Here is a 17631-nt window from a genome sequence, read left to right as displayed (position 1 = left end):
GTCAGACCACCCGCAGTTCGAGTCCGACGTTGTTCGCCATGCCGCCGCGCAGCTTGCTGACCAGGTTGAAGACCTTGCCGACGATGCCATAGCGCTTGCCGATCGCGTCGTAGACGGCAGCGGTCTGCGACTTGTCCAAAACGGCGGCGGTGCCGTCGACGGCCTCGCTCTTTGGCTTACCGCGCATGTCGCAAATCGCCAGGGTCACTCGGGGCGTATTGCGGATGCGCTTGACCTTCCACGACTTTTCCTGAGTGATGACGAGCAACCGGTCGCCGGCTTTCTTGTCCAGGGCCGCCCACACGGGGACGGGCTTTGGCCGGCCGTCTTTGGTGAAGGTGGTGAGCAGGATGTATTGCGCTTTGGCCAGGTCGGCGAAGGTCGGTGTCACGCTGCCAACCTAGCGCTGTCGGCGACAGCGTTGACATTCTCACGCTTTAAGTGAAAACATTGTTTTCACTTAACCTCCGCATGGATTGAGGGAAACCAGGTGAGCGATCCACCGCAGTCGTTGGCTTGGTTACCGTTCTCGATCGCGGAGGCGGCGTTCTCGGGCGCCGACGCTGACGTCTCCCCCGCTTGGTCGCACCTGCTGGACCGGCTACGCGATGCCGCGGACGTGGTGAATTCTGCGTCGTGCAACCGCAATCGCGTCGATCTCGCGGCGGGTATGCGACATCTGCTGGTGCTGCTGAGCGCCGGCATCGACGAGGTGTTGCGGTACGACCCCGACCCCGTGCTGTCGGTCCAGCGGACCAGCACCGACGACCTCGTGACGTGGGGAATGGAATGCCCGGACTGCGTCTACACCCGCGCGGTGCTGCGCGGCGGGGAGAGTTACCGGCTGCACGGCAATCGGGGCACCGCGCGCTACGTCGGACTGCAGACGATGAACGGGATCGTCGCCACGGCCAACGAACTGGTCGACGAACTCGAGGTCGACGCTGACGGCAACTTCGAGGTCGTGCTTTCCGCGGACGAGCGCCCGGGCAACTGGATGCGTCTCGAGGGCGAAAATCCCACGCTGACCGTCCGGCATTTTTTCTACGACTGGGATACCGAGGTGCCGTCTTCGTTGCAGATCGAACGGCTGGGTGACCCGGTCCCGACAACGCATGGGCGCGCCGATGCCGCCACCGTAATATCGCGGCAGGTGGTCGCTCTGGGCGAATTCGTGCACGACAATCTCGCGTTCTTTCTGCAGTTCGGCGCCGCCCCGCCCGCCAACGGGTTCCTGCCGCCGATCGACCGAATCGGCATGGGGGCGGCGGCCGAGAACCGCCCGGTCATCGGCCGGTGGGAGTTGGCTCCGGACGAGGCGCTGATCGTCGAAGTCGAACCGCCCGAGGGCATCTACTGGAGTTTCTCGATCGGCAACCCGTGGTGGGAGACCATTCACTACGGCCGCCACCAGTCCAGCCTGAACGCCCATCAGGCCGCCGTGGACTCCGACGGTCGCGTGCGAGTGGTGCTCTGCGCGGCGGATCCCGGGGTGGCCAACTGGCTCGACACCGCCGGTCACAGCAACGGCCCTATCATCCTGCGGTGCGTGCGCACCACGACTGCACCTGCGCCCTCGACGCGTCTGGTGCCCTCAGCTGACATCCTTGCCGAATTACCCTCCGACACAACACGAATCACGCCCGAGGAACGGGCATCGGTCCTTGCCTCACGTCGGTGTGCCGTGCAGGAAAGGTTCCGGAGATGACCTTCAGCGCCGACGGGCTGGAAGAAGCGGCCTGTGCCGCAACGGGTCTCGACGATTTCGGTTCGACGTATTACCGGGAGGGTCTCGAACGCATCGTCGACGCCTTGAACACCGAGGCAGACCTCAACGACATGGGCCGCGTCATTCAGCACGCGACCATCAGCAACGCGCTGATCCAGCGCCTCAAGGTCGAGGACACCTACGCCCGGCACCCCGAAATCGACGACCAGGTGGTTGGCGGCCCGGTATTCGTCATCGGCCTCCCCCGCACCGGAACCACCGCCCTGAGCCAACTGGTAGCCGCTGATCCGCAGTTCCGCTCACTGCGAATGTGGGAGTCGCAGGCACCGACCCCGCCACCGGAATCCGCCAGCCAACACGACGATCCACGGATCGCGCAGGCCGAGGCGGGCTTGAAGATGCTCGACGAGATGTTCCCGAAGATGAAGACGCTCTACAACTCCGAGGCGACCGCCCCCACCGAATGCCAGGACCTGATGGGCATGAGCTTCCGGACGTTTCACTTCGACGGCGCCGTTCGCGCACCCCGATACCTGGCGTGGCTGATGCATTGCGATATGCGCGAGACCTACACCTACCATCGCCGGGTGCTCAAACTGTTGCAGTGGCGTTGCCCGCCCAACCTCTGGCACCTCAAGACCCCCGTGCATATGTTCGCCCTCGACGCGCTGGTCGAGGCGTACCCGAACGCGAGATTCCTGTGGAGCCATCGCGATCCGGCCATGGTGCTGGGATCGGTGTGCAGCCTTATTCATTACGTGCGCAGCTGGAGCAGCGACCGGAACGACGCCGTTGAGCTCGGCGCCGAGCAGGTGGATAGCTGGGCCGAAGCCGTGCGGCGGGCAATGGATTTCCGCGATCGGGTGGGCGAGGGGCGATTCGCCGACGTGTCGTTTGCGGCCCTGCGAACAGACCCGGTCGGCGTCTTGCGCGCCAGTTACGAATCACTGGGGTTGACGTTCACCGACGCCAGCCGACAGTCGGTGGAGCGGTGGGCGCACGGCCACCAGCCCGGAAGCCGTGGTGCGCATGAATATTCGTTGAGCGACTACGGCTTGACATCTGAGGGCGTACGGGAGCGTTTCGCCGACTACCTGGCCAGCTATGACGCAACTGCCTGAACGGGTCAACACTCCACGCACCCGGCGACGCGACAAGCTCGCCCCTGACCCCACCATCCGTCGCCGAATACTGGACGCCGCCTCGGTGACCCTCCGCGAGGAGGGGGTCAGCGGCTTCGGTATTGCCGCAGTGCTGGCCCGAGCAGGCCTGAGCACCCGCGCGTTCTACCGACACTTCGACTCCAAGGATGCGCTGGTAGCCGAGGTCTTCCGGGAGGCTGCCCGGGTCGAGACGCGACGCTTGCGCCGCCGAATGGCCTCGGCTGCGACAGAAGTCGACGCGGTGGTGGCCTGGGTGGACGCCCGGCTTGACTTGGCGTTCGACGACACAGTTCGATCCGGCTTGCGATGGCTGTCGCAGGAGGCGCAGTCACAGACGTTGGCCGCTCCCAACCTCATTCAACCCGCGTATGCCGAGATGTTGTCGCCGCTCAGCGAGGTTCTCGAGCGCGGAATGCAGCGAGGCGTATTCCACGGCATCGATCCGGATACCGATGCCCGCTTTATTCATGGCGTGGTGTGGGCGGGCATCGATCGACACTGGACGACCGGTGCGTGCGACCGGGTCGAAATCCGTGGCCATATTCTGCGGTTCTGCCTACGGGCCTTGGGCGTCGAACAGTAACGAGGGAGTTTTCAATGGACTTGGGTTTTGCGGGATCGACAGCGGTTGTCACCGGTGGCAGTAAGGGAATGGGTCTGGCCATCGCCGAAACGCTGGCGGCCGAGGGCGTCAAGGTGGCGGTGATGGCTCGGGACCAAGGTGCACTCGATGCTGCGGTGGTGTCGCTCCGGGCGGCCGGGGCGCCGGAGGCCTTCGGAATCAGTGTGGACATGGCCGCCGCGGATTCGATCGCTTCCGGTTTTGCCGAGGTGGCGCAACGGTGGGGGCACCTCAACTGTCTGGTCCACACAATCGGGCCCGGTGACGGATATTTCGAAGAGATGGATGACGCTCAGTGGGACGCGGCTTTCAACCTGGGCACCATGTCGGCGGTCCGGTCGATCCGCGCTGCGCTGCCAATGCTGCGCGCTGCGGAATGGGGACGCATTGTGACGTTGTCGGCGCATTCCATTCAGCGCCAGAACCCACGCATCGTCGCCTACACCGCGTCGAAGGCGGCCCTGGCCAGCGTCACCAAGAATCTTTCCAAAAGCCTTGCCGGAGACGGGATCTTGGTCAACTGCGTATGCCCGGGGACCATCGTGACAGCCAGCTTCACCGAGAACCTCAAGGACATCCTGGCCGCCGACGGCCTGGACGCTACCGATCCGCACGATGTGATGACGTGGATCGACACGCACTTTCACCATCCGTGCGACCTCGGGCGGGCGGGGCTGCCCGAAGAGGTCGCCTCTATCACCGCTTACCTCGCGTCCCGGCGCAACGGCTACGTCACCGGCGCCACGGTGAACGTGGACGGTGGATCGGACTTCATCTGACCCGCTGCTTAACCCTCCAAGTCGCCTTCGGTTTCCAGGAGGGTTTGGCGCAGGCCGTCGAGGGTGTCGGGTTGCGGCTCTGCCCACATCCCGCGGCCGGCGGCTTCCAGTAACCGCTCCGCCATGCCGTGCAACGCCCACGGGTTGGACTCGGCCATGAATTTCCGGTTCTCCGGGTCCAGCACGTAGCGCTCGGTGAGCTGCTCGTACATCCAGTCGGCCATCACCCCGGCAGTGGCGTCGTAGCCGAACAGGTAGTCGACGGTGGCAGCCATTTCGAACGCCCCCTTGTAACCGTGCCGCCGCATGGCGGCCATCCAGCGCGGATTCACCACCCGGGCACGGAACACCCGGGTGGTCTCCTCGGACAAAGTGCGGGTCCGGATGGCGTCGGGTCTGGTGTTGTCGCCGATGTAGGCGGCCGGCGCCTGGCCGGTCAGCGCCCGCACGGTGGCCACCATGCCGCCGTGGTACTGGAAGTAGTCGTCGGAGTCGGCGATGTCATGCTCGCGGGTGTCGGTGTTCTTGGCGGCCACCGCGATACGCCGGTACTGACGGTTCATGTCATCGACTGCCTCGCGCCCGTCCAGGTTGCGGCCGTAGGCGAAGCCGCCCCATGCCGTGTACACCTGCGCCAGGTCGGCATCGTCGCGCCAGTTGCGGCTGTCGATGAGCTGCAGCAGCCCGGCACCGTAGGTGCCCGGTTTGGATCCGAAAATCCTTGTGGTGGCGCGACGTTGGTCACCATGCTGGGCCAGGTCGGCCCGGGCGTGTGCGCGCACGTAATTGTCGCTGTCGGGTTCGTCGAGTTCGGCGACCAGCCGCACGGCGTCGTCGAGCATGGTCACGACGTGCGGGAAGGCGTCGCGGAAGAACCCCGAGATGCGTACAGTGACGTCGATGCGCGGCCGGCCCAGCTCGTCCAGCGAAATGGGTGTCAGGTCGACGACCCGTCGGGATGCGTCGTCCCAGACCGGCCGAACACCCAGCAGCGCAAGCACTTCTGCGATGTCGTCGCCGGAGGTACGCATCGCCGAAGTGCCCCACACCGACAAACCCACCGATTCTGGCCACCGCCCGTGGTCGTTGCGATAACGGGACAGCAGCGAATCCGCCAGCGCCACACCGGCTTCCCACGCCAATCGGGACGGCACGGCCTTTGGGTCCACGGAGTAGAAGTTGCGTCCGGTGGGCAGCACGTTGACCAGGCCTCGCAACGGCGACCCGGACGGCCCGGCCGGGATGAACCGTCCGTCCAAGGCCCGAAGCACCTGCTCGATCTCGGCGGAGGTGCCGGCCAGGCGTGGTACCACCTCGGTGGCTGCGAAGCGCAACACCGCGGCCACGTCGGCGTCATCGGTGAGCTCATCGGCGGCCGCCGGGTCCCAACCGGCGTCCTGCAATCCGGCGATCAACTCCCGGGCCGCCGCCTCGGCACGGTCCACGGCAACCCGTTCGTCGGTGCCGTCCTCGCACAGGCCAAGCGCCTGGCGCAGGCCGGGCAGCGCCTGCCGGCCGGCGAACAATTGGCGGGCCCGCAGAATGGCCAGGACCAGGTCGAGTTCGACTTCGGCCGTCGGCTTTTGGCCCAGGATGTGCAGACCGTCGCGAATCTGGACGTCCTTGATCTCACACAACCAGCCGTCGACGTGCAGCAGCATGTCGTCGAAGGTGTCTTCCTCCGGACGCTCGGTCAGTCCCAGGTCGTGGTCCATCTTGGCGGCGCGGATCAGGGTCCAGATCTGTTGACGGATGGCCGGCAGTTTGCCGGGGTCGAGCGCCGCCACGTTGGCGTGCTCGTCGAGGAGTTGCTCCAAACGCGCGATGTCACCGTAGGTTTCGGCGCGGGCCATCGGCGGGATGAGATGGTCGACGAGTACCGCGTGGGCTCGCCGCTTGGCCTGGGTGCCCTCGCCGGGGTCGTTGACCAGGAACGGGTAGATCAGGGGTAGGTCGCCCAGCGCGGCGTCGGAGGCACAGGCCGCCGACATACCCAGCGTCTTGCCCGGCAGCCATTCCAGGTTGCCGTGCTTGCCCAGATGCACGATCGCGTGCGATCCGAAGCCGGCCGGGCGGTCCTGGGAAAGCCAGTGATACGCGGCCAGATAATGGTGACTCGGCGGCAAGTCGGGGTCGTGGTAGATCGCGACAGGGTTCTCGCCGAACCCACGCGGCGGCTGCACCATCAACACCAGGTTGCCGGATTCGATTGCAGCGATGACGATTTCGCCATCCGGGTCGTGGCTGCGGTCGACGAAGAGCTCACCGGGCGGCGGGCCCCAGTGCTTTGTCACCGCGTCGGTCAGTTCGGCTGGAAGAGTGGTGAACCAGTCGCGATAGTCGCGCGCGGAGACCCTGATCGGGTTGCCGGCCAGTTGCTCAGAGGTGAGCCAGTCCGGATCCTGGCCTCCGCGTTCGATGAGCGCGTGGACCAACGCGTCACCGTCGCCCGCCGCGACCCCGGGCAGGTCGCCGATCTGGTAGCCCTGCTCCTCCATGGCGCGCAGCAGCGCGACCGCACTGGCCGGGGTGTCCAGTCCGACGGCATTCCCGATTCGGGCGTGCTTCGTCGGGTAAGCCGAGAACACCAGGGCCACCCGCTTGTCGGCGGCCGCGACGTGACGCAACCGTGCGTGTCGTACGGCCAGACCCGCAACCCGGGCGCATCGTTCCGGGTCCGCGACATAGGAGATCAGGCCGTCGTCATCAATTTCTTTGAAGGAGAACGGAACTGTGATGATGCGGCCGTCGAACTCGGGCACCGCCACCTGGGTGGCGACATCGAGCGGCGACAGCCCGTCATCGTTGTCCCGCCACTGGTCGCGCGGGCTGGTCAGGCACAACCCCTGCAGGATCGGAATATCCAGCGCGGCCAGGTGTTCCACGTTCCAACTGTCCTCATCACCGCCGGCCACCGCCGCAGCCGGTTTGACTCCCCCGGCGGCCAGCACCGTCACCACCATGGCGTCGGCGGCACCCAATGTCGCCAGCAGTTCGGTTTCCGCAGTGCGTAGCGACGCGCAGTAGACGGGCAGCGCGCGGGCACCGGCCGCCTCGATCGCATCGCAGAGGGCCTCGACGTAGGCGGTGTTGCCGGCCAGCTGTTGCGCACGGTAGTAAAGCACCGCGATGGTGGGACCCGTCGCCTGAGCAGCCTGACGCTCCAACACGCCCCAGGTAGGCGTCTGCACCGGCGGAGTGAACCCGAAACCGGTCATCAGCACCGTGTCGGACAGGAACGCGTGCAACTGCCGAAGGTTGTCCACGCCGCCGTGCGCCAGATAAATGTGGGTCTGCACAGCGATGCCCGCCGCCACGGTCGACAGTCCGGTCAACTCGGCGTCGGCCGCCTGCTCGCCGCTGACCAGTACCGCGGGCACACCGCTGGCCAGCACAGCCTCGATGCCGTCCTCCCACGCGCGGTACCCGCCGAGAATGCGCACCACCACGATGGACGCGTCGGTGAGCAGGTCGGGCAACTCGACCTCCGACAACCGGGAGGGGTTGGCCCACCGGTAGTTCTTCCCGCTGGAACGGGCGCTGATCAGGTCCGTATCAGACGTTGACAGCAGCAAAATGGTTGGCTCGGCCACCCCCCATTCGTACCGCAGCGCCTCCGGAGCACCGAATCGGCACGTAGGGTCCCTATATGAACAGAGGATTCGTCGTCACCTTCGCGTTGGGGTTGATCGTCGCGTTGTTCGGGGTGATCTGGGCGCTGCAGGGCTTCGGAGTGCTGGGTGGCAGCCCGATGAGCAATACCACCACCTGGTCGGTCATCGGTCCGATTACCGCGCTGGTCGGCATTGTGATCGCGGTGTTCAGCTGGCGGAAACTCTCTTCCCGATAGGGCACTACTTCCCCACGACGGTGAAGTTCACCGTGTGCCAGCCGGTCGCCCCGTCGGGGACGGGAGCGGCCCGGTCTTCGGTTTGGACGGCTCCGGTGTTGTCGATGGCACGGACTGTGATCATCTCTCGCCCAGGGGTTTTGGCCTCCCATGGGATGCTCCACAACCGCCACGTCTCGTTGGAATAACTCGCGCCCAGCTCGGCCGGTTGCCACCTACCGTCACCGATGCGCACCTCCACGGCCCGCACTCCCCGGTTCTGTGCCCACGCCACGCCCCCGAACACCACCGGCCCCACCGGCACCTTCTGGCCGCCCCGCGGCACATCGATTCGCGACTCAGTCTTGATGGGCGCGCGCGCCGCCCACCCCTGGCGCGTCCAGTACGCCTTAGCTCTGTCGAATCGGGTCAGTTCGAGTTCGACGACCCACTTGGTGGCCGACACGTAGCCATAAAGTCCCGGCACCACCAGGCGCGCCGGGTAGCCGTGCTCGACCGGCAACGGTTGACCGTTGAGGCCGACCGCCAGTAGCGCTGCGCGGCCGTCGGTCAGGGCCTGCACCGGTGTGCCGGCGGTGAATCCGTCGATCGAGGTGGAGAGCACCATATCGGCTTCCTGGTGCACACCGGCCTCCGCCAAAAGATCGGCCACCCGGTAGCCTGTCCAAATTCCGGTCGAAATGAGATCCCCGCCAACGGGATTGGATACGCAGGTCAAAGTGGTCATGGCCTCGACAACCTCGAAGCGGGCCAGGTCGTCGAAGGTGTAACTGGCTTCGCGGTCCACCATGCCGTGGATGCGCAGCCGCCAGTCACCCTGACTGAGTTGGGGGACAACCAGTGCGGTGTCGATTCGGTAGAAATCCGCGTTCGGTGTGATGAAACTTGGCAGCGCAACACCTTTGGGTTGCACGTCAGCGGGTATCCCAGGAGCCGGCGACCGCGGGCGGGGCAGCGCGAAAGTCCTGCGGTCGGCTTCCACCGAATGCGCCAGGCGCGTGATGACCGCACCCGCCACCCCACTGAGTATTCCGAATCCCAGCAACCCGTACATGACCACTTTGCGTCTGTCTGGATCCGCCGTTCGGGTTTGATCGTCCGGGTGTTTCCGGATGAGCACCCGCAGGACCAGCACGCCGCAGGCGGCGCCGACGACCGTAGGGATGGTGTCGAGCGCTGTCCCACCCTGCCGCGACAACACGGCGACGCAGCCAAGAACGCCCGCCGCGACGATCGCGGCGCTCCCGAACGGACGGCGCGGCGTCTCGTAACTTCCGCCGATCGCTGCGATCGTCGCGATCACCACCAGTACGACAACGGCCAGGAACGGTTTGTCCAGCGGGCCGAGGGTCTGAATCGCCCACTCTTTGACGGGTCCCGGTGTCAGGTCGACGACCGCAGAACCCACCGCGGTGCGCGCATCGGCCCGCGCGCCGAACGGAATACCCGCCAACTGGGCGACACCCAACGCGACGGACGCAGCGGCGACCCCGGCGAGCATCCGCGCGTTCGGCGAAGCCACGGCCATCCGAGCTACTTTACGCGCCTTCGGCTGTAGCCCCGCAAAAGCTTTGTGGTGCATACGCACAGCGCAATCGGCATGCGGGCGTCGACCGGACGCTGCGCAAGCCGTACCGTGAAGCAATGAAATCTGATGCCGGAAAAATCGCCGGAAAAGTCCCCGGAAAAGTCGTAGCAATCACCGGTGGCGCGCGCGGGATCGGCCTGGCTATCGCCACAGCGCTGCACGCATCGGGGGCGAAGGTGGCGATCGGGGATATCGACGAAGCCGCCGTTCAGCATTCGGGTGAGCGGCTGGGCCTCACGGTCTCCCGCGGTCTGGACGTGACGGACCGCGCATCGTTCACCGAATTCCTCGACACCGTGGAGAACGAGTTAGGCCCGTTGGATGTCCTGATCAACAACGCGGGCGTGATCGCAGTAGGCAGCGCGGTGGACGAGGCCGACGCCATCACTCAAAGACTGCTCGATGTCAACATTTTCGGCGTGATTCTGGGCACCAAGCTGGCCGCCCAACGGATGCTTCCCCGCCGCAGTGGTCACGTCATCAACATCGCTTCGCTGGGTGGCATCTTGCCGACCGAAGGTATCGCCACATATTGCGCGACAAAGCATGCCGTGCTCGGGTATACCGACACGGTCCGCATGGAGAACCGCGGACGCGGCGTTCATTTCTCCGCGATCATGCCGACATTGACCAACACCGAGATGGTCGCCGGGATCGGGCACGCCAAGGGATTCAGAAATGCCGAGCCCGAGGAGATCGCCCGCGCGGTTCTCGGCGTGATCAGCAAACCCCAGCCGCGCGTGATCGTGCCCCGCGCGATCGGCGCTACGGTGTCGGTTCAACGTCTGCTGCCGCAGGGCGTAGCAGAGGCGTTGGGACGCGTCCTGGGCACCGGACGTGTGTTCACCAGCGACGTCAAACCCGACCAGCGCGCGGCCTATGCGCGACGCACCGGGACGTCGTAAAAGCGAGCCTGGGCTCTGAGACCGAGTCGAGTTCGTCCCGCCTTCGGCCCCGACAGCGACAAGTGCCCGTCAGGCGGTACGCACGTTGAAGTCGGCCGGGTCGGGTCGGCGCAGTAGATCGCGATGCGTCTGGGGTGTCCAGGGGAACAACTCGGGCAGACCGTCCTTGCCCAGGTACCAGCTGCTGCAGCCGGTGACCCAAATGGTCTGCGGCATATCCGCTTTCATTGCCTCGTTATACAGCTTGGTGGCCGCTTCGGTCGGCGCGGCCGCAACAATGTGGCCATTGCGCAATTGCTGGATCCACCACATCACGTAGTCGGCTTGATCTTCGGCAATCGGCACCAGCGATTGGTTGCCGACCGGCGAATGCGGGCCGACCATCATGAACAGGTTGGGAAACCCCGGTACCGCCACCGAGCGGTAGGCCATCGGACCGTCTGTCCAGGCCTCGTCCAAGGTGATTCCGCCCTCCCCGATCACCTGCAGCGGTCGGACATAGGCGCGGGCGTCGAATCCGGTGGCGAAGACGAGCACGTCCAGTTCGTGCAGGGTGCCGTCGGAAGTCACGATTCCACGAGGCTCGATGCAATCGATCGCCTCGGTGATCACTTCGACTCCGGGCTGTCGCACCGCGCTGTAGAAATGCCCGGCCATGACCTGGCGTTTGCACATCGGCTGATCTTTCGGGGTGAGCTTGGCCCGTAACTGTGGGTCTCGCACCGCGAGCCGAAGGTTCCATCGGCACATGGCTTGGATGAACCGGCGCTGCCAGCCCGGGCGGACCGGGGCGACCCCGAAGATTCTGCTGAACAGCGAACCCCAGAACAGGTAGGGCAGCCGATTCAACCATGGCCGCCGGGTCAGTGCGCCGCGCGTCAGCGGCGAATAGCGACCGTTCGGCATCGGGTAGATCCACTGCGCGGTGCGTTGGAAGATCTTGAGTCCGCGCACTTTTCCGCCGAGTTCCGCCGTGATCTGCACACCGGTTGAGCCAGTGCCGATCAAGCCGATTCGCTTGTCGGTCAACGAGATCGAGTGGTCCCAACGCGAAGAATGGAAGGCGGGACCGGCGAACGTGTTCCTGCCGGGGATGTCCGGATAGCGAGGTATCCGTAGGAATCCGGTTGCGGTGACGACGACGTCGAACGTCTCCTCCCCATCGGCCGTGGTCAGTCGCCACTTCGTATCGCCGTACTCGGCCCGGGTGACATTGGCGCCAAAGCGGATGTGCGAACGAATGCCGCGCTCGTCGGCGACCTGACGGAAATAGGCCTGGATCTCGGGCCCCGGCGAAAGGAAGTGCGACCATTTGGGATTGGGCCGGAACGAGTACGAATAGAACCGCGAGGGGACGTCGCAATGGAGGCCGGGATAGGTGTTGTCGCGCCAGGTTCCCCCGACCTCGTCCGCCTTTTCGAAGATGGTGAACGAGTCGATACCGGCATCCTGCAGCTTGGCCGCCATACAGATGCCTGACATCCCGGCGCCGATGATCGCAACCTTGATTTCGACCGCCATACCGACCTTTCGCCGCGCTCTGCTCAGCACGCTACGCCGGTTCGGCGGGTACAGCGCACAGATTTCTCTCGTGGTCGACGGGCCGCAGCAGGTCTGTCCGGCGGTGCTGTGCCCGCAGCACCCGCAGCAGGATGGACGGGCGCAGCAGGCGAATCGGCCGATCGACCATCCCGGTGACTCGCATGAACTGCGCAGCGACGACGGGATCTGTCTCGCTTGCCCTCATCACCGGCTCTAGGCAGGTATTGCTGATCCGCATCAGGATAGGCCGGGGCCCAGGCACTTCCGGGAGCGCCAAATCCGAAGCGACGGCCGTCTGCCATGCCACCCGCACGTTCTTGGCGGCAACCCGGGTGAAGCGCCGCGTCAGACCTCGTCCTCCGCGGCGCAGGCAGTCCCGAAGCACGGTCGCCTCGATGGCTGCGATCGTCATACCCTGCCCATAAATCGGGTTGAAACTGCACACGGCGTCACCGAGAACCAGCAGACCGTCGGGTGACCGGCGCATCTTGTCGTAGCGCCGCCACCGGTTGGACGGGACGCGATGGTGCACGACCTCGCCGATCGGTTCGGCTGCCCGCAGCGCATCTGACACCTGTCGTGGCGCCAATTCCTCTGCGTAGTCGAGTATTTCAGCGCGATCGTGTGGTGGTTCCAGTCCGACCATCGTGCCGGCGCCGACCATCCAGGTGTTGTTCTCGTAGCCGAGTAGAGCGAACATCTTCGGCACCCCGGGCTCGGGGAAGCGCGCGATCATGTGCTCTTTGATCACTCTGGGAGGGATCCGCAGGAGTTGACACGCGTAGGCCAACTGCACCACCACTTCGTCTTCACGGGGCCGTTGATAGCCGAGTTGCTCGAGAAAGACCGGGGTCCGCGACCCGCGGCCGGTGGCGTCGACGACGAGGTCGGCGGTCAGTGTCTTGCACCTGTCGTGTGCGCGATCCACCACCCGCGCTCCGGTGACGCGCCGATTATCCGGTGTCGCGGTCAGGCCGACCACGTCATGGCCATCCTGGAAGGTGACGTTCGGGATCGCTTGAATACGTTGGCGTACATGCCATTCCAGCACGGGCCGGCTCGGCGACAGGATCCGCGGGGCGTCTGCGGACCGTCCGGAGCGCACCATGCGATGGCCGCCGAACGAGAAATCAACTTTGGCGAAGTCGCCGTCGTCCCAGCTGGTGACACCGTGGGCTATCAGGTCGTCCCGGAACCCGGGGAACAACTCGTCGAGCACTTCGCCCAGCCGTGCGAGACACGCGTGGATGAGCCTGCCCTGCGGCACGCCTCGCCGGTTCACCGGATCGGAGGGCAACACGTCCCGCTCCACAACCGTCACCTGTTCGTAGAAGTCGGCCAGCACCCGCGCGGCCAACAGCCCGCCCATACTGGCACCCAGCACCACCGCATGTTGACCGCGTTGCTTCATTGCACACTCCTGACCGTTCGTAGCCTGTCCGAAGTGTGCTGCGCGGCTGGGGCCAGCGCTTAAGTAGTCAACTACTCAAATTTGCGGGTGGCCTCGACGGTCAGTGGCCGATCACGGCCGCGATCCGCGCGGCGACATCAGCCGCCACGTGCTGAGCCGCTGCCCCCGTTGCGGGCACGTACCGGTCGGCCGCCGCGTCGTATTCGGCCCCGGCAATCGACCCGTGGTCGGCCGCCAACTCCGCGAACTCAACCGGCCAGCCGCGCTGGTTCAGAGCAGCGGCGAACTCTCGGCTTGCCGCCACCGGTACCGCGTCGTCGGCCGATCCATGCAGCAGGGTGAACGGTGAACCGACCTCTTCGGGCATCAACTCAGTGAGCTCTCGCCCCGAGATCGGATCGGGCGCCATGAATGCACCGGCCAAGCAAACTGTATGTGCGACAACCACATCGTGGTGCGAGGCGGCAAAGGTCAGGCCGGCCGCGGCAGCGCCCCCTAGGGACCAGCCGACCAACACGATGCCATCGGCGTTGCTGCCGTGCTCGCGGGCCAACTGCAGCGAGCCCAGCAGGTCCGCCCGCCCGCCGTCGTCGGCGTGGGAGTTCCAGTCCGGTGCGACCACTGCGGCGCCATGCCCGGCCAGCAAATCGGCGAGTGGCCGAACGGCGGCACGGGCGTCGGTTTGCATGCCGTGCCACAGCAGGATTGTGGGCTGGTGTGCATCGCCGAAGACATCGGCCGACCGTCCGGGGGCGTATTCCACCGTCTCCATGAAGACATGGTTGCCCCTTCCGCAGTGATCCAATCACCAGCCGCGTTACGCCGTACCGTGGATAGATGTCCAGGACCCGCGACTCCGATGCCTGCCCGGGCGCGCTGCAGGTGCACCAGGCCGCCGACGGTGCGCTGCTGCGGGTGCGTTTGCCGGGCGGCATGATCAGCGCGGCTCAGTTGGCTGCGCTGGCGGGCGCGGCCCAGGAGTTCGGTTCGGGAACGCTGGAGTTGACCGCGCGCGGCAACCTGCAATTGCGCGCGATCTCCGATGTCAATGCGGTTGCCCAAAGGATCGCGGGAGCCGGGTTGTTGCCGTCGGCAACCCACGAGCGCGTGCGCAACATCGTGGCGTCACCGCTGTCCGGTCGGGTCGGCGGCAACGCGGACGTGCGGCCATGGGTCAGCGAACTGGACGCGGCCATCTGCGGTGAGCCTCGCCTGGCCGAACTGGGTGGCCGGTTCTGGTTCAGTCTGGACGACGGCCGCGGCGACGTGTCGGGCCTCGGTGCCGACCTCGGTGTGTACGCGTTACCGGACGGCCAGGCATCGATACTGTTGGCCGGCCGCGATACCGGCTTGCGGACCACCGACGTCACTGCAAGCCTGGTCGAGATCGCGTTGCGCTTTGTTGATGTACGCGGAAAGGCTTGGCGGGTAACCGAACTGGCTAGCATCGACGACCTGTTGCCGGGTGCCGAACTCGGCGCCGGCTGGCCCGCCGCGAAGGCGCCGGTCGGTTGGATACCGCAGGATGACGGCAAGGTGGCGCTCGGCGCCGCGGTCCCGCTAGGGGTCCTGCCGGCCCGCGTAGCCGAGTTTCTCGCGGCGATCGAAGCCCCCATCGTGATCACGCCATGGCGCACGGTGCTGGTGTGCGATCTCAGCGAAGAGGTCGCCGATGTCTCGCTGCGGGTGTTGGCGCCGCTGGGTCTGGTGTTTGACGAAAACTCCCCCTGGCTGACGGTGAGCGCGTGTACCGGCAGCCCCGGTTGCGCGCAGTCGGCGTCCGACGTGCGGGCCGACGTCACGGCTGCTTTGGATCCGGCGTACCCGGTGCACCGGCACTTCGTGGGTTGCGAACGCGCGTGCGGCAGTCCACCGACCGGTGAGGTACTGGTCGCCACCGGGACGGGGTACCGGGTTCTCAGGTCTTAAGGTGGGCGGGTGCTCGACTACATCCGCGACGCCGCGGAGATCTACCGGCAGTCGTTCGCGACCATCCGTGCCGAAGCCGACCTGACGCGCTTCCCCGCCGACGTCGAGCGGGTGGTCGTCCGGTTGATCCATACCTGCGGCCAGGTCGACGTCGCCGAGCACGTGGCCTTCACCGACGACGTCGTCGCCCGGGCCGGTGCGGCCCTGCGCGGCGGTGCACCGGTGCTCTGCGATTCCTCGATGGTGGCGGCAGGCATCACCACCGCGCGGTTGCCGGCCGGCAACGAGGTCGTGTCGTTGGTCGCCGACCCACGCGCGGCGGACCTGGCCGCCACTCGACAGACGACCAGGTCAGCGGCCGGCGTCGAGTTGTGGGCCGAGCACCTCGACGGCGCCGTCGTGGCCGTCGGAAATGCCCCCACCGCGCTGTTCCGCCTGCTGGAGCTGATCGACGACGGCGCCCCGGCGCCCGCGGCCGTGCTGGGCGGGCCGGTCGGATTCGTGGGTTCCGCACAGTCAAAGCAGGAACTGGTGGAACGCCCGCGGGGCATGTCGTATCTGGTGGTGCTGGGACGACGAGGTGGCAGCGCCATGGCCGCCGCCGCCGTCAACGCGATAGCGACCGAACGCGAATGACGCAGCGAGGCACGCTGTGGGGCGTCGGGCTGGGACCCGGTGACCCGGAGTTGGTGACGGTCAAGGCGGCCCGCGTGATCGGCGAGGCCGACGTGGTGGCCTACCACAGCGCCCGCCACGGCCGCAGCATCGCACGCGGTATCGCCGAGCCGTACCTGCGCCCGGGGCAGATCGAGGAACACCTGGTGTATCCGGTGACCACCGAGACGACCGACCATCCGGGCGGTTACGCAGGCGCGCTGGAGGACTTCTACGTCGAGGCCACCCAGCGGATCGCCGCGCACCTGACCGCCGGGCGCAATGTGGCGCTGCTCGCCGAGGGCGACCCCCTGTTCTACAGCTCCTACATGCATCTGCACACGAGGTTGACGGAGCGATACGACGCGGTGATCGTCCCGGGGGTGACGTCGGTGAGCGCCGCCTCGGCCGCCGTCGCCACCCCACTGGTGGCCGGCGACGAGGTCTTGTCGGTGCTGCCCGGCACGCTGCCGGTGGGTGAATTGACCCGTCGGCTTGCCGACGCGGACGCGGCGGTGATCCTGAAGTTGGGCCGGTCGTATCACAATGTGCGCGAAGCGCTTTCGGCATCAGGACAACTCGACGACACGTTCTATGTGGAGCGGGCCAGCACCCCGGGCCAGCGCGTGCTGGCCGCCGCGGACGTCGACGAGTCCAGCGTCCCCTATTTCTCGCTGGCCATGCTGCCGGGCGGCCGGCGTCGGCCCCGGTTGGCAGGGTCGGTCGCGGTGGTGGGCTTGGGGCCGGGCGGCACCGAGTGGATGACGCCACAAAGCCGACGTGAGCTGGCCGGGGCGACCGACCTGATCGGCTACGGCGGCTATCTGGACCGGGTGCCCGCCCGCGCCGGGCAGCGCCGCCACGCCAGCGACAACACCGACGAACCGGCCCGCGCGCGGCTGGCCTGCACGCTAGCCGAGCAGGGCCACGCCGTGGCCGTGGTGTCGTCGGGTGACCCGGGGGTGTTCGCCATGGCCACCGCGGTGCTCGAGGAAGCCAAACAGTGGCCGACAGTGCAGGTTCGGGTGATTCCGGCGATGACTGCCGCCCAGGCGGTAGCCAGCCGGGTCGGCGCCCCGCTGGGGCACGACTACGCGGTGATCTCGCTGTCCGATCGGCTCAAGCCGTGGGACGTCATCGCCGCGCGGCTTGACGCCGCCGCGGCAGCAGATCTGGTGCTCGCCATCTACAACCCGGCCTCGAAATCCCGGACCTGGCAGGTCGGCGCCGCGCGGGACGTGCTGCTCAAACATCGTGATCCCAGCACGCCGGTGGTGATCGGCCGCAATGTGTCCGGACCCGACGAGGACGTCCGGGTGGTGCCGTTGGCCGAGTTGCACCACGCCGATGTCGACATGCGCTGCCTGCTCATCGTCGGATCATCTCAAACACAGTGGCAGTCAACCGATTTCGGCGATCGGGTGTTCACTCCGCGGCGCTATCCCGGCTGAGCCCAATC

General features: G+C 66.4%; 15 protein-coding genes. 9 read left to right on the top strand and 6 right to left on the bottom strand.

Translation table 11 applies throughout. The features are described 5' to 3' along the window. Position 1 precedes the first annotated feature (1 nt). On the bottom strand, positions 2-391 hold the full coding sequence (locus A5636_RS13135) for a PPOX class F420-dependent oxidoreductase (protein WP_065159079.1): 390 nt from the start codon (positions 389-391) through the stop codon (positions 2-4). A gap of 99 nt (positions 392-490) precedes the next feature. Between A5636_RS13135 and A5636_RS13130 the strand changes: the two genes are divergently transcribed. From A5636_RS13130 to A5636_RS13115, 4 genes are read left to right on the top strand one after another with little or no spacing between them, the layout of a single operon-like run. Then, the gene (locus A5636_RS13130) at positions 491-1708 is read left to right on the top strand and encodes a DUF1214 domain-containing protein (RefSeq protein ID WP_172827229.1); all 1218 of its coding nucleotides are present in this window, start codon (positions 491-493) and stop codon (positions 1706-1708) included. After that, positions 1705-2850 (top strand): sulfotransferase family protein, encoded by a 1146-nt coding sequence (locus tag A5636_RS13125; protein ID WP_065159078.1) that lies wholly within the window; start codon positions 1705-1707, stop codon positions 2848-2850. The genes A5636_RS13130 and A5636_RS13125 overlap by 4 nt, the downstream gene beginning before the upstream one ends. Further along, positions 2834-3475, top strand: a complete 642-nt coding sequence (locus tag A5636_RS13120) for a TetR/AcrR family transcriptional regulator (protein ID WP_065159077.1) — start codon at positions 2834-2836, stop codon at positions 3473-3475. The genes A5636_RS13125 and A5636_RS13120 overlap by 17 nt, the downstream gene beginning before the upstream one ends. A gap of 14 nt (positions 3476-3489) precedes the next feature. After that, positions 3490-4293, top strand: coding sequence for an SDR family NAD(P)-dependent oxidoreductase (locus tag A5636_RS13115; RefSeq protein ID WP_065159076.1), 804 nt, complete (start codon positions 3490-3492; stop codon positions 4291-4293). An 8-nt stretch (positions 4294-4301) separates the two neighbouring features. On the opposite strand, the gene cobN is transcribed toward A5636_RS13115, so the two are convergent. Continuing rightward, the gene (gene cobN / locus A5636_RS13110) at positions 4302-7886 is read right to left on the bottom strand and encodes a cobaltochelatase subunit CobN (protein WP_065159075.1); all 3585 of its coding nucleotides are present in this window, start codon (positions 7884-7886) and stop codon (positions 4302-4304) included. Between the two features lie 56 nt (positions 7887-7942). On the opposite strand from cobN, the gene A5636_RS13105 reads away from it, so the two are divergent. Next, the gene (locus A5636_RS13105; RefSeq protein WP_065159074.1) at positions 7943-8143 is read left to right on the top strand and encodes a hypothetical protein; all 201 of its coding nucleotides are present in this window, start codon (positions 7943-7945) and stop codon (positions 8141-8143) included. Between the two features lie 4 nt (positions 8144-8147). Here A5636_RS13105 and A5636_RS13100 read toward each other — a convergent pair whose 3' ends face one another. Further along, positions 8148-9671: a molybdopterin-dependent oxidoreductase gene (locus tag A5636_RS13100; protein ID WP_065159073.1), complete on the bottom strand. Its 1524-nt coding sequence runs from the start codon at positions 9669-9671 to the stop codon at positions 8148-8150. Between the two features lie 116 nt (positions 9672-9787). Between A5636_RS13100 and A5636_RS13095 the strand changes: the two genes are divergently transcribed. Then, positions 9788-10636 (top strand): SDR family oxidoreductase, encoded by an 849-nt coding sequence (locus tag A5636_RS13095; protein WP_065159072.1) that lies wholly within the window; start codon positions 9788-9790, stop codon positions 10634-10636. 69 nt (positions 10637-10705) lie between these two features. Here A5636_RS13095 and A5636_RS13090 read toward each other — a convergent pair whose 3' ends face one another. From A5636_RS13090 to A5636_RS13080, 3 genes are all read right to left on the bottom strand, one after another. Further along, entirely contained in the window at positions 10706-12157 is a 1452-nt protein-coding gene (locus tag A5636_RS13090; RefSeq protein ID WP_065159071.1) for a flavin-containing monooxygenase, read from the bottom strand. 31 nt (positions 12158-12188) lie between these two features. Then, entirely contained in the window at positions 12189-13589 is a 1401-nt protein-coding gene (locus tag A5636_RS13085) for an FAD-dependent oxidoreductase (RefSeq protein WP_081287768.1), read from the bottom strand. A gap of 100 nt (positions 13590-13689) precedes the next feature. Further along, entirely contained in the window at positions 13690-14361 is a 672-nt protein-coding gene (locus A5636_RS13080; RefSeq protein ID WP_065159070.1) for an alpha/beta fold hydrolase, read from the bottom strand. Positions 14362-14426: 65 nt separating this feature from the next. Here A5636_RS13080 and cobG point away from each other — a divergent pair, with 65 nt between their 5' ends. Genes cobG through A5636_RS13065 form a run of 3 tightly spaced genes read left to right on the top strand, consistent with a single transcriptional unit; the run spans position 14427 to position 17623 of the window. Further along, positions 14427-15518, top strand: coding sequence for a precorrin-3B synthase (cobG, locus tag A5636_RS13075; RefSeq protein ID WP_065159069.1), 1092 nt, complete (start codon positions 14427-14429; stop codon positions 15516-15518). A 9-nt stretch (positions 15519-15527) separates the two neighbouring features. Further along, positions 15528-16154 carry a precorrin-8X methylmutase gene (locus tag A5636_RS13070; RefSeq protein ID WP_065159068.1) on the top strand — a complete coding sequence of 209 codons (627 nt, stop codon included), beginning with the start codon at positions 15528-15530 and terminating at the stop codon, positions 16152-16154. After that, positions 16151-17623 carry a precorrin-2 C(20)-methyltransferase gene (locus tag A5636_RS13065; RefSeq protein ID WP_065159067.1) on the top strand — a complete coding sequence of 491 codons (1473 nt, stop codon included), beginning with the start codon at positions 16151-16153 and terminating at the stop codon, positions 17621-17623. Before A5636_RS13070 ends, A5636_RS13065 begins: the two co-directional genes overlap by 4 nt. Positions 17624-17631 lie beyond the last annotated feature (8 nt).

This window comes from Mycobacterium asiaticum (assembly GCF_001673315.1).
GTDB lineage: Bacteria > Actinomycetota > Actinomycetes > Mycobacteriales > Mycobacteriaceae > Mycobacterium > Mycobacterium asiaticum_B.
The sequence above is the reverse complement of the archived record's forward strand: the minus strand, read 5'-3'. Positions and strand labels throughout refer to the sequence as shown.